General features: G+C 62.6%; 4 protein-coding genes and 10 pseudogenes. 12 read left to right on the forward strand and 2 right to left on the reverse strand.

The window, feature by feature from the left end:
* Positions 1–61: 61 nt before the first annotated feature.
* Positions 62–944, reverse strand: a pseudogene (locus ACW4PC_RS01065) (VOC family protein); the annotation flags it as partial.
* Positions 945–1,225: 281 nt separating this feature from the next.
* Between ACW4PC_RS01065 and ACW4PC_RS01070 the strand changes: the two are divergent.
* The 3 pseudogenes from ACW4PC_RS01070 to ACW4PC_RS01080 all read left to right on the forward strand — a co-directional run bounded on the left by ACW4PC_RS01070 (position 1,226) and on the right by ACW4PC_RS01080 (position 3,121).
* Positions 1,226–1,672, forward strand: a pseudogene (locus ACW4PC_RS01070) (universal stress protein).
* Between the two features lie 93 nt (positions 1,673–1,765).
* Positions 1,766–2,439, forward strand: a pseudogene (trhA, locus tag ACW4PC_RS01075) (PAQR family membrane homeostasis protein TrhA).
* 87 nt (positions 2,440–2,526) lie between these two features.
* Positions 2,527–3,121: pseudogene (locus ACW4PC_RS01080) on the forward strand (N-acetyltransferase family protein).
* A 129-nt stretch (positions 3,122–3,250) separates the two neighbouring features.
* Here the strand turns inward: ACW4PC_RS01080 and msrB are convergent.
* Positions 3,251–3,632 (reverse strand): annotated as a pseudogene (gene msrB, locus ACW4PC_RS01085) (peptide-methionine (R)-S-oxide reductase MsrB).
* A gap of 669 nt (positions 3,633–4,301) precedes the next feature.
* Between msrB and ACW4PC_RS01090 the strand changes: the two are divergent.
* The 9 genes and pseudogenes from ACW4PC_RS01090 (at position 4,302) to ACW4PC_RS01130 (ending at position 12,930) form a co-directional block, all read left to right on the forward strand.
* Positions 4,302–6,691, forward strand: a pseudogene (locus ACW4PC_RS01090) (putative monovalent cation/H+ antiporter subunit A).
* A gap of 370 nt (positions 6,692–7,061) precedes the next feature.
* Positions 7,062–7,482, forward strand: a pseudogene (locus ACW4PC_RS01095) (Na+/H+ antiporter subunit B).
* Positions 7,482–7,859 (forward strand): Na+/H+ antiporter subunit C, encoded by a 378-nt coding sequence (locus ACW4PC_RS01100; protein WP_039844325.1) that lies wholly within the window; start codon positions 7,482–7,484, stop codon positions 7,857–7,859. The pseudogene ACW4PC_RS01095 and the gene ACW4PC_RS01100 overlap by 1 nt, the downstream one beginning before the upstream one ends.
* Before the next feature lie 277 nt (positions 7,860–8,136).
* Positions 8,137–9,690: pseudogene (locus ACW4PC_RS01105) on the forward strand (Na+/H+ antiporter subunit D).
* Positions 9,687–10,160 (forward strand): Na+/H+ antiporter subunit E, encoded by a 474-nt coding sequence (locus ACW4PC_RS01110; protein WP_455872589.1) that lies wholly within the window; start codon positions 9,687–9,689, stop codon positions 10,158–10,160. The pseudogene ACW4PC_RS01105 and the gene ACW4PC_RS01110 overlap by 4 nt, the downstream one beginning before the upstream one ends.
* Entirely contained in the window at positions 10,157–10,516 is a 360-nt protein-coding gene (locus ACW4PC_RS01115; protein WP_455872590.1) for a cation:proton antiporter, read from the forward strand. Before ACW4PC_RS01110 ends, ACW4PC_RS01115 begins: the two co-directional genes overlap by 4 nt.
* Positions 10,513–10,845, forward strand: coding sequence for a monovalent cation/H(+) antiporter subunit G (mnhG, locus tag ACW4PC_RS01120; RefSeq protein WP_455872591.1), 333 nt, complete (start codon positions 10,513–10,515; stop codon positions 10,843–10,845). The genes ACW4PC_RS01115 and mnhG overlap by 4 nt, the downstream gene beginning before the upstream one ends.
* 431 nt (positions 10,846–11,276) lie before the next feature.
* Positions 11,277–11,709: pseudogene (locus tag ACW4PC_RS01125) on the forward strand (MucR family transcriptional regulator).
* Between the two features lie 261 nt (positions 11,710–11,970).
* Positions 11,971–12,930 (forward strand): annotated as a pseudogene (locus ACW4PC_RS01130) (ornithine cyclodeaminase family protein).
* Positions 12,931–13,004 lie beyond the last annotated feature (74 nt).

Consider the following 13,004-nt stretch of genomic DNA (forward strand, 5'->3'; position numbering starts at 1 on the left):
TGGTGTTCGAGGCGCGGGCGTGGCGGCTCCGAGCAGGATCGGGGGAGGGGCCGTTGCCTCGAGCCGAAAGCGTCGGCCCGATGCCCCACGGATCCTTGAGGAACACGCCGCCGTCGCGCTTTGCGCTCTTCGATCTCCAGCCGGTCGATTGCCGCCACCGCATTGTCGAGCGCCGCCTTGTCGTTGAAGCGCAGCGTGCAGTCGTGAAAGCGCCCGGTCAGATACCGTCGGCGCGAGTGCCGGCGCCGCGGCTGTTCGGGATGTCGGCGGCGATGTGATGGTGGTCAGCCGCCAGTTGCAGAAGAAGCTGCGCGCCGGGATAGCGCGCCGTCGGCTTCAGGCCGAGGACGTCGCGATCGAAGCGCATCGGCTTGCGGAATGTCGCCGACCTGCAGGTGGATATGCCCGATCGCGCGTGCCGTCGGCCGTGCCCCGCCCCCCAGGCGTCCTCGGGCGCACTGTACGTAGAGGGCCTGCAGATCGAGGCGGATCGTTGCCGTTTCGACCTGGCCGTCCTGGTGGAAGTTCCAGGCCTCGTGCTCGGGACCGGTCGGCGTAGATCTCGATGCCGTTGCCTTCGGGATCGGAGAGATAGAATGGCTTCGCTCGACGAGATGATCGGAGGCGCCGTCGAGCGCGGACGTGGTTATGGGCCGCATGGCGCGGCCAGCGGGCAAGTCCCGAGTGCGGTTCGGCATCAGGAAGGCGGTGTCGAAGGGCGAGCCGCATTGCGCGGCGCGATCTGCGCCTTGCTGTCCGTCGTCAGCGTCAGGAGTGGCAGCCGGTTCACGCCGAGCACCTCGCCGCTCGGCGCCTTCTCGATCACCGTGAGGCCGAGCATGGACTGGATAGAAGCTCGAGACCAGCGGCAGGTCGGTGGCGACCAGATGCGACTGGCCGACATAGGCAGGCCGTGTCAGCGCATAAGAGGTTTCGGTCGTCATATGTCGATCTCCTGCCATGGAAGAGGAAAGGCGCACCCCGGCGGTGGCAGCCGAAGGCGCTGCCTGCGGCAAGCTCGAGGAATGTTCGCCGGTCCATTTCGCCTTCAAGTCCTCTCGAGCCGCTGTACGTTGTAGTTTATATGGCGGATCCCGATTGTTCACAGAAGATCAGTTTTTGAGGATGAAGCGTTGAGCGAATGTCGACGATCGCTTGTGCCCACTTGAACCTGTCCACCGCGCGTTATCTTCTTTTGGTAGGCAAGCCCGCTGTGGAGGAAACCATGTACAAGAAGATCATCGTCCCTATCGAGATGGGTACGGTCGAGGAGGGGGAAAGGGCATTCCCGCAAGGCGGCCAGGACGCTGCTCTGATGCCGGCGGTGAGATGATCCTGCTCAATGTCGTGCAGGACGTGCCGACCTATATCGCCGTCGACCTACCGGGCTGAACTGATCGACAATGCGATCGATGATCTGAGCACGCGCGCAGCTGGAGCAGCTGCGGCTGAAGGAGCCGGGACTCCGGGCGAAGGTGGAGATCGGCCGCGGCCCGCCGGCGCACGGCATACTCGCCGCCGCCGAGGCGCGCCGCGCCGACCTCATCATCATCGCCTCGCATGTCTCCGGACTTCTCGAAGCTACTCCATCGGTGCGACCGCTGACCGGGTGGTACGCCACGCCAAATGCTCGGTGCTGGTGGATCAGGTAAGGTACCGAAGCGTTTCATGAAGTTTTTCTACCGCGCACGGTGCTGCCGGGCCGTTGCGCGGCCGGCCGTTACAGTGAGAGCATCGGTAAGGGTCGAGGAATGGGTGCGCATTAATGGGCGGGTTCAACGGCATTCGCTGGGCTTACGACAGATATCGAGCTGATCGCCGACGGCATCGTGCATGGCGTCGGCCTGGCGCTTGCGCTCGTGGGTGCGACCGTGCTGATCTTCTATGCGACGGTCTGGAGCTACCTACGGCGAGATCGCGGCCGCCTGGATTTACGGCATCGGCCTTGTGCTGACACTCGGCATATCCTTTTCCTACAATGCCTGGCCGGTGTCGCCCACCAAATGGTACCTGCGCAGGCTCGATCATTCGGCGATCTTCATCCTGATCGCCGCGACCTATACGCCCTTCCTCGAACGCGGTGCCGACGACCCGCTGCTCTTCGCCATGCTGATCGCCATCTGGGCGATGGCGGCCGCCGGCATCCTGCTGCGAATGCGCCTTTCCGGGACGCTACGAGCGAGCTGACGATCCTGCTCTATCTCGCCATGGGCTGGAGCGGCATCTGGTTGCCGAGCCGGTCGCCTCGCGCATTCCCTTCGCTTCGATGCTCTTTGATCGTCATCGGCGGCATCATCTATTCGGCAGGTGTCGATCTTCCACGTCTGGGAAAAGCTGCGCTTCCAGAACGCCATCTGGCATGGCTTCGTGGTTGCTGCCGCAGCGGTACACTATTCGGCGGTGCTCACCTGCTTCAGCATCGGCGCTGGCAGGCTCTGATCGTTCTTCTTCAGCGCCAATTCGCGGTTTACATCGCCGAAGGCCGGGCGTATGCGCTTGGGCCGAACGAACCGGAATGGACATGACATGACCGACGCCGTCCTCGTGCGCGAGGCCACCGAAGCCGATCCTTGCGGCGATCCGCGCCATCTACAACCACGCCGTCGAATACGCGACGGCGATCTGGAACGAAACCCTTGTTGATCTCGAAAACCGCGCGGAATGGTTCCGGGCGCGCAAGGCGAGGGCTTTCCGGTTCTCGTCGCGGAAAAGGCGGGGCAGGTCGCGGGCTACGCCACCTACGGCGACTGGCGGGCCTTCGACGGCTATCGCCATACGGCCGAGCACTCCGTCTATGTCACAAGGACTGCCGCGCCGCGGCGTCGGCAAGCTTTTGATGCAGGCGCTTATCGAGAAGGCCAAAGAGAACGGCGTTCACGTCATGATCGCCGGCATCGAGTCGGAAAACGTCGCCTCGATCCGCCTGCACGAAAGCCTCGGCTTCCGCATCGTCGGCACCTTCTCCGAGGTCGGCACCAAGTTCGGCCGCTGGCTCGATCTCACCTGCATGGAACTCAGGGTTTTCGAAGTGACCCCTCGGCGTTCAGGCGGGCATTCTTGGCGCTTCAATCGCAGGCGAGGGAGCGGCAAACGACGTATGGCTGTCTTGCGCTGCCCCTGATCCCTGTGACAGGGCGCGGCGGTGGATGCGTTTCCCTTGCCGGAAGATCGCTGGCGGTGGTGATCGAGCCCCCGGTGCGTTGCCTCTCTTCCCCGGCTCGAACGCCATCGAATGTCCGTTGATGCAGGATCAGCGCCGGCCCGTCGGCGGCGGGCCATCAGGGGAAGACGTGGCCGAGATGTGCATCGCATCTGCTGCAGCGGATCTCCGTACGCACCATGCCGTAGGAGCTGTTCGCGATGCATACTGTCACGCCATCCGGCGAGACCGGTTCGAAATCGCTCGGCCAGCCGCAGCCGGCATCGAATTTGGTATCGGAGCGGAAGAGCGGCGCGGCATTTCCAGCCGACGCAGCGGTAGAGGCCGGTCTCGAAGCTATCCCGGTCGGGGCGGGTAAGGGCGCGGTTCCGAGTGCCGTGCTGGCGCGTGATGCGGGTAGCTGCTCCGGCGTCAGCTGCTCTTTCCATTCTGCATCGGTCTTGCGGACTTTGGCGGTCGTGGTGTCGGACATCAGGCATGCTCCTTTCGCGCCGGGGAGGCGAGCTCTGGTCTCGGCCAGAATGTGGGGCGCAAGACAAGCGGGATCGAGACAGGACGGATTAGCCCGGCGATCATGTTCTGTGGGGGGCCTTCGAAATATCTGCACAAGGCTCATCCAGTGTGCATCCGCGAGATTCGCGGAAAGGCTGCGGCGTCGCTGACAGGCCCTCGGGGAGAGGGCAAGGTAAGGGCGATCGGCAGTCGGCTGTGAAATGCGCGGCCTGTAGCTAATCCGAATTGATGGTTTCGATCCCGACCGCGCCGTTAACGTACTCTTCAGCCATGGCGGCTGATGCCAGGCGGGGGATATGGACGTGTTCGTCTGCTTGTTCTGCCGTGGGCCTATTGCCTTGTGGCTGTGCTCTTTCTGACGATGACTTTGCTGGGAGGGCTGCGGCCAACCACGATGGTTGGACGTTGGCCCGCCTCGCAGGCGCGGTGGCATGCATTCTCTGGCCGCTGACGGTGGTTGTCCTGCTGTTTCACATGTTTGCGTCTGCCGCTACGCTCCGCCAGGACTGATCGGTCCCGCCTGCGATCATTCGTCCTGCAAACCTTCCGCCGAAATTGCTTGAGGGCGCTTGCCGATTACCCTAAGTTCGCGCACAACGCATCACTTTCTGGCAATGAGGGAGGGGACATGGCCGGTGTCACTGGTCTGGACGTTTTTGGCCTTGTGCCTGCCGCTTCTCGGCGCCTTGCTTTTCCCCTTTCGTCATTCGCCGGCTCGGCGCAAGCGGCGCCTGGCAGTGCATGGCGGCCGTGCCGTTCCTGCTCGTTCCTGCACTTCCTCCGCTTCATACCTGGCGTCGCCCGCGGCGAGGTGGTGACTGGCGGATATTCCTGGGTGCCGAGTTCTACGATCTGAGCTTCTCTTGGTTTCTCGACGGCCTGTCGCTCACCTTTGCGCTGCTGATTACCGGCATCGGCACGCTGATCGTGCTTTATGCCGGCGGCTACCTGAAGGGACATCCGCAGCAGGGGCGTTTCTTCTCCTTTCTGCTTCCTGTTCATGGGCGCGATGCTCGGCGTCGTCGTTTCGGACAGTTTCCTGATGTTCTTCATCTTCTGGGAGCTGACCTCGATCACCTCCTTCCTGCTGATCGGCTTCGACCATGAGCGGGAGGCGGCACGACGGGCGGCACTTCAAGCGCTGGTGGGTGACGGGCGGTGGCGGGCTTTGCCTGCTGGCCGGCCTGCTCTTTCTCTGGAACATCACCGGCGTCACGCAGATGTCGCTGCTTTCGCCCTTCGGCGATGTCGTCGCGGTGCGCAGCCCGTTTTATCTGGCAACGCTCGGTCTCGTGCTGTGCGGCGCCTTTACCAAATCGGCGCAGTTTCCATTCCACTTCTGGCTGCCGAACGCCATGGAGGCGCCGACGCCGGTATCAGCCTACCTGCATTCCGCAACCATGGTGAAGGCCGGGGTGTATCTCCTGATGCGGCTCAACCCGGTGATGGGCGGCACACCGGCCTGGGAGATCCTGCTGCCGTTCTTCGGCGGCATCACCCTGGTTGCCGGTTCGGCGCTCGCCATTGCCCATGCCGACCTGAAGCTGAAGCTCGCCTATACGACGGTTTCTTCGCTCGGCCTTCTCGTCCTGCTTACCGGTTTCGGTTCGGAATACGCCATCGAAGCTGCGGTGCTTTACCTGGTGGCGCACTCGCTCTTTAAGGGCGCACTCTTCATGATCGCGGGCGTCCTCGACCACGAGACGGGCACCCGCGATATCACGAAGCTCGGTGGTTTGATGAGCGCCATGCCGCTGACCTTTGCGATTGCGATGCTCGCCGCAGCGTCTCGATGGGCGGCCTTCCGCCCGTCTTCGGCTTCCTCGCCCAGAGGAGATCTACGCAGCGATCGCCGGTGGCAACCTGCGCTCGCTGGTGTTCACCGGCAGTCGCGATCTTCGGCAATGCGCTGATGTTCGCAATTGCCTTTGCGGTCGGCCTGAAGCCCTTCGTCGGTCAGGCGGCGAAACCCCGAAACATCCCGAACGAGGCGCCCGTCCTGCTCTGGCTCGGTCCCGGCATTCTGGCAGTGTTGGGCCTTGCTAGCGCGCTCTTTTCCGGCATTGCGCATCACTACGTCTCGTCGCCGATGGCTTCGGCCATTCCGGCGATGCAATCGACGTTGCGATTTCGCCGATGCCGCATATTCGGCCTTCCGCTCGCGCTTTCCGTATTCGACCGTGGTCCTTGGCGTTGCGGTCTATTGGCAGATTGAGCTGGCCCGCGGCGCTGATGGTGCACCTTCCTGCAGGCTGCAGGGCCGGGCCGGACCGCGGCTTCGATCAGGTCTTCATCGCCGGGCTGGTCCGCCTTGCCTGGCGCGTCACCCGCATCGTCCAGCCGGGACGGCTGGAAGATGCTACGTGACCTGCACCTTTCTCTGCCTCGCCTTGATACTCCTCGTGCCGCCGCTGCTTTACGGTCGAACTGCCGTCGTTTCCCGTCTGGCCGCGCGGCGTCCAGCTCCATGAATGGGCGGTCTTCCTGCTCGCCGTGATCGGCCTTGCGGCAGTGCTTTGCGCCCGCGACCGGCTGACGGCAATCATCTCGCTTGGCATCCAGGGCTTTTCCGTGGCGTTGATCTTCCTGCTGTTCGGCGCGCCCGATCTTTCCTTCACCCAGTTCATGGTCGAGACGCTGTCCGTCGTCATCCTGGCGCTCGTCATGACGAGGCTTCGCCTCTCGCCGACCGACCCGCGTCCGCTGCGTCAGCGCCTTGGCGACGGCTCGATCGCGCTTGCCTGCGGCCTCGGCTTTGCGCTGCTCCTGATGCGGGCGACGAAGGGAGCCGTTCAATGCGGCGCTGACGGATTTCTTCAACACCTATTCGAAAACCATTGCCCACGGCGCCAATGTCGTGAACGTCATCATCGTCGATTTCCGGGGCACCGACACCCTCGGCGAGATCGCCGTCGTGCGATCACCGGCCTCGCCATCATCGCACTGATCCGCATGCGGGCAGGGGGAGAGCGGAAGCTGGTCGCGCCTGATCCGGATCGAGTGGAGGTGGCGGAGTGAAGGCGTTTGTTTCCATCTCGAAGGTTTCCATTCCGGCAGGTTTGCAGCGCCTGGTACTGTTGTCTGGAGACGGCATTGCCTCAACCGCCCTCATTCCCGTGCCAAAGGCGGTTCATTCACGGCGCAGACGCGCCGTGGCCACATTCCTTCGACAAGCACAGGAATGAGGGGAGTATGGGATGAGCGCTGGTGGCAAAGCGCACGCATTCAGCGGGATTCATATCGCCAGGGTGGCGCACGTGGAGGTGGTCCTTCGAGGATCAGGGCGGGTGATGAGGTACGGTTGTCCGTGCGTGCCCCATCGACTGACTTGATGGGCGAAGAAGGTAGCCTCGTCCGCCGCTCGCCGCCAAGCGGAGCGCCCAGCCCGATGAACACCCTCATCTTCCGCACCATCGCCCCCTTCCTCGTCGCGCTCATGCTGCTCTTTTCGGTTTTCGTCCTGCTGCGCGGCCACAACGAGCCGGGCGGCGGCTTCATCGGCGGGCTTATCGCCGCTTCGGCACTGGCGATCTACGGCATCGCGGCCGGCGTGCCGGCTGTGCGCCGGGCGATCCTCTTTCATCCGCTGTCGATCGCCGGTGCCGGGTTGATGATGTCGGCGGTCGCCGGCCTGCGTCTCGATCGCCGCTGCCGTGCCCTTCATGACCGGCCTGTGGGTCTATCCTTCAATCTTCGGCGTCGAGGTGCCGCTCTCGACGGTCATGCTCTTCGATATCGGCGTCTATTTCGTCGTCGTCGGCGCGATCACCGCCATTGCGCTAGCCCTTGAGGAAAGGGAGGTGGAGTGATGGAGCCGCTTTTTGCGATCCTCGTCGGCCTGTTCTTTTCCGCCGCCATCTACCTGCTGCTGTCGAAATTCTCGATCCGCATCATGCTCGGTATCGCGATCCTTGGAAACGCCGTGAACCTCTTGCTCTTTACCGCCGGCCGCCTGACGCGCGAGGTGCCGCCGATCATTCCGGCGGGCCTCGACGCGCTGCCCGCCGGTGCAGCCAACCCGCTGCCGCAGGCCCTGATCCTGACGGCGATCGTGATCTCCTTCTCTTTCCTGGCCTTCCTGCTGGTGCTGACCTACCGCGCCTATCAGGACATCGGCACGGACAACACCGACGAGATGCGCGTCGCCGAGCCCGACGATCCGCCGCTTCCGCCAGTGGGGTATTGAGATGAGGATGGTGCGGATGATAACCCCCCTCCGTCCTGCCGGCCATCGCCCCTACAGGGAGGGAAATCGGCTGGTGGCGCTGGCTTTTTGCATTGGGGCTACCGCCTATTCCCCCTTCTTCCCGGCGGGCAGAAGCGGCCCGGAAGGGTCGGATGAGGGGGTGGGCCCGGCACATGGTATCCGTCGCTTGCGCTCCCGACGCTCGCCGCCCGCCCCCCTCATCACCTCGCTCCGCGCGGCACTTCTCCCCGCTGGGGAGAAGAGGAGGAAGCTTTTAATGGCCGCCCCCATCGGCACCGACCTTTCCGCCGCGCTCCTCACCGCACCCGTCCCCCCAGGCAATTGGCTGGTGATTCTTGCCGGTTGTGACTTGCATCGTGCTCGGCGCGCTGATGCTGATGCTTCGCGCCCATGTCCGCCTGCATGCGTTGATCGCCGTCCTCGGCCTGGCGGCCTTGGTGCTGGTCGACACGGTGTTGTTGAAACGGGTGATCGACGATGGCCCCGTCACGATGGTGATGGGGCGCTGGTTGCCGCCTTTCGGCATTGCCTTCACCGTCGACCTCTTCGGCGCGCTGATGGCGCTTGCAGCCGCGATCGCGGCGCTTGCGGGCAGCCTCTATGCGCTCACCGACATCGACGCGGGCGGGCGGCGCTTCGGCTTCTTCCCGTTCCTGATGCTCCTGATGGCAGGCGTGTCCGGGGTGTTCCTCGACCGGCGACATTTTTAACCTCTATGTCTGGTTCGAGGTGTTGCTGATCTCGTCCTTCGGCCTGCTGATCCTCGGATCCGAGCGCGAGCAGATCGACGGTGCGATGAAATATGCGGTGCTGAACCTGATCGGCACGACGCTCTTTTTGATTGCGGTCGGCTACCTCTACGCGATCTTCGGCACGCTCAACATGGCCGACATCGCCCTGAAGGTCGCGGGCCTGCGCGATACCGCGCCGCTGATGACGCTGGCGGCCCTCTTCCTTTTTGCCTTCGCCATGAAGGCCGCCGCTTTCCCGGTAAACTTCTGGCTGCCGGCTTCCTATCATACGCCGCGCATCGTCGTCTCCGCGCTCTTTGCCAGTCTGCTCACCAAGGTCGGCATCTACGCGTTGATCCGGGTGGTGGTGATGCTGCTGCCGGTGGAGCGCGAGGCGCTGAGCCTGATGATCGCGCTTGTCGGCGCCGCAACCGTCCTCATAGGCGCACTCGGCGCGCTGGCGCAGACCGATATCCGCCGCATGCTCGGCTATGTCGTCATCTCCGGCATCGGCAACATGCTTGCCGGTATCGCAATCGGCACGCCGGGTGGCGTCAGCGGCTCGGTTTTCTACGCGCTGCATTCCGTCATGCTGATGATGGGACTCTATCTCTTGGCGGGGCAGGCGGCCCGCCTCGGCGGCAGCTTCCAGCTCAGCGCGCTTGGCGGGCTCTATCGCGAGTGCGGCTGGTTTGCCGCCGTCTCGCTCATCCTCTTCCTCGCCGCCTGCGGCCTGCCGCCGTTTTCCGGCTTCTGGCCGAAGGTCATCCTCGTCAAGGCCTCGCTCGATATCGGCGCATGGTGGCTTGCCGCTGCCCTTTTGGCCGGCGGGTTCCTGACGACCATCTGTTTCGGCCGCGTCTTCCTGCTCGCCTACTGGCGCCCGGCGCCGGCGCCTTGTCGAGGCGGTCGCGATCGGCTGGCAATCGGCGCTGCCGCTTCTGGCGCTGACCGCACTCGTCACCGGTTTCGGCATCCTGCCGGAGCCGTTGCTGTCGCTGGCGCAGGCAGCCGCCGGAAGCCTGGCCGATCCGGGCGCCTACATCCATTCTGTCTTCCCGGAAGGAGCGGCGCAATGATCGCCTTCCTCGTCAATCTGCTGCTTGCCATTGCCTGGGTCGCCGTTTCCGGCAGCGCCTCGCTGCACAATCTTGTCTTCGGCTTCGTTCTCGGGGCCGTCGCTTTGGCGATCGTGCGCGAGCCTTCCGGCAGCAAGGGCTATCTTCACCGCACGCGCCTCGTCCTGTCACTCGCGCTGCTTTTCCTGAAGGAACTGGCGCTTTCGGCTTGGACCGTCGCGAGGACGGTGCTGCGGCCGAGGATGGAGATCCGGCCCGGCATCTTTGCCTTTCCGCTGACCGTCGATCGTGATCTCGAGATCACGCTGCTTGCCAATCTCATCACGCTGACGCCCGGCACGCTCTCTGTCGATGTTTCGGAGGACCGCAGGACGCTTTATGTCCACGCGCTCGACTGCGCCGACCCGGAAGCGACGAAGCGCGCCATTGCGAGCGGCTTCGAACGCAAGATCATGGAGGCTTTCCGATGATCGCGCCGTTTACGCTTGTTTCGGCCGCCGCCGCGGTTACGCTTGCGATCCTCGGGATCGCCTTCGTGCTCACCGCCTATCGCGTGATCATCGGACCGACGCTGCCGGACCGCATTCTCGCTCTCGATACGCTGACCGGCATTGCCATCGGCTTCATCGCGGTGATCGCCGTCAAGACGCGCTTTGCGCTTTACATCGATATCGCGATCGCACTGAGCCTGGTCGGCTTCCTCGCGACGGTTGCCTTCGCCCGCTTCGTCCTGTCGCGCCGTGGGCCGGGAGCCGGGCCGTCGCCGGCCGGGCAAGAACAGGCAGTGGCGCCGGCGCCGGGCGATACGGAAGGAAAGACGGGATGATGGAATACGTTGTCGCCACGGCAACCGCCCTCACGATGCTTGCCGGTGCGTTTTTCGCGCTCTCGGCGGCGATCGGCGTCGTCCGTTTGCCGGACCTTTACTCGCGTATGCATGCAGCCTCCAAAGCGGGTTCCGTCGGCTCCGGCCTGCTGCTGCTCGCTGCCGGCCTTTATTCCGGCGAACTTGCAATTTTCGCGCGCGCTTTCGCAGGCGTCGTCTTTCTGCTGCTGACCGCCCCGGTCGCAGCGCACCTCCTGGCCAAGGCGGCGCATGAAACGGGGCATAAATTGTGGGAACTCTCGGTTCGAGACGACATGGAAGGCCGATGAGAGTATAATTTTCAGCGATTTAGCTCGCTTTACGCAAGTTATGCACGCGATCGTGAACTAAAGCCGCAGCCTTGCTTGCAAAATCTTAGTGTTTTGAACTTTTTAAGTAGAAAAACCGCAAATAAGAATTGGACTTTCGGTAAAACAGTGATAATTGAAGTGTAAGTAGAGTTCTGATTTCGAATTAGAATCGTTTCGCCTATTCCATCTCTAGCTTTGATTTCGAATGTCTAATGAAGGCTGTGGTCGAAGAGTGCGGCGATTGTGATTCGTATTCGGGCAGTATTAGAACAGGTTTCGGTCTCAAGAATTTAGGGGGTGGATTCGCGTTTTAGGACATGATGCCGCTGTCTGGGCCTTTTACTGTTTGCCTCTACGAAGGCGATCCTCCGAAAGAGGGTCATCCACGCATGCGAACAGGAGAACAGAATATGACGGATACCGCGACCGGCAACGGGCCGGAATTGCTGGTAGAACTGACGGCCGATATCGTAGCGGCTTATGTCAGCAATCATGTGGTCCCGGTGAGTGACCTGGCCAATTTGATTTCCGACGTGCATTCCGCACTGAGCAACACGTCTGCACCGCAACCCGCCGCAGCCACCATCGAAAAGCAGAAGCCCGCCGTTTCGGTACGGAAGTCAGTACAGGATGATCAGATCACCTGCCTGGAATGCGGCGGCAACTTCAAAATCTCTCAAGCGCCATTTGATGACCCATCACAGTCTCTCGCCGGAAGAGTACCGCGAGAAGTGGGATCTCCCCGCCGATTACCCGATGGTCGCTCCCGCCTATGCCGAGGCGCGCTCGCGCCTCGCCAAGGAAATGGGTCTCGGCCAGCGCCGCAAACGCGGCCGCGGCTGAGCCTCGCACGCTCCTAAGCGCGAAAGCCGGGCCCAAAGCCCGGCTTTTTCTTTGCGCGGACATGGAGGAAAATAATCCCAGTATATTCAGCCCGTGGCGAAAAAGGCGAATTGAAAACAAAAAAGAGTTGCACCTGATGCTTTCCGGTCGTCCTGATCGAATTTGGCGCCTGCATTATTGCCGGAACCGGTAAAATCCCTGTTGACCTCAATCTATGTTGAGATGCGAACTTGATGCAGTCTGTCAGTCAAGGAGGCGCCGGTGGTCATCATTTTAAGCGACAGCGACCTGGACCGAAGCACGGCTATGCCGATCGCCATCGAGGCGATCGAGGAAGCAATGACGGGGCGATCAGCAGGGGTATTGATTTCGCCGCCCAGGCATAACGTGTCATTTGGCGGCAAAGGCGACCTTGTCTTCACCATCGGCGGCACGATCGGCGAGGATTCCATTGCGGGCTTCAGGGTTTATGAAACATTCAAAGGGCTGCGCCACGAACAGGTCGTCGCGGGTCTGGTCGACTGAAACGGCAGAGCTTCAAGGCCTTGTCGTCGGCAGCCGGTTGGGGAATATCCGAACCGGCGCGATTGGCGGCATCGCCATTCGTCATATGTCATCGCCTGGCGTCAGGACGGTAGGCGTCATTGGAAGCGGGCAACAGGCGCGGACACAGTTGGAGGCCGCGGCAGTTGTCCGCAGGCTGGATCATGTCCGCGTCTATAGCCGCCACGAACAGAACCGCCGCACATTTTCAGCGGAGATGGAGCAGCGCTTAGGCATCCCCGTGGAGCCCGTGGATTCGCCCACGGCGCGCTGTAAGCGAGGCCGATGTCGTCATTTGTGCAACGACGAGCCGAACACCGGTGATGGAGGCAGCTTGGCTGAAGCCCGGCGTTCACATCAACACCCTCGGTCCGAAGACCGTGGATGAGCATGAGTTGGGCTTGGATATCGCCGCGGCCGCCCATCTTATCGCGACCGACTCTCTGGAGCAGACAGAAGCCTACAAGGCTCCATTCTTCCTGCACGGGTTCGCCCGATGCCGTGCGCCTGGTGGATTTGGCAGCGATCGTCAGCGGCAGGCTGCCTGTTCGCCAGGCGCACGATCAAACGACGTTGTTTTGCTCGGCGGGCCTCGCAGGCACCGAAGTCCTGGTGGCATCGAAGCTGCTTGCGGCTTCCGGCGGCAAGTCGCCTGGCTCCCAATTGTGGCCAGCATGAAGATGGGCGCCTGAAGAGGTCGATGACAACAAGGGCGCGTTTGGTCATTAAGCAATTAACGACCCGAACAGTTG

The sequence above is a fragment of the Rhizobium yanglingense genome (assembly GCF_977109285.1).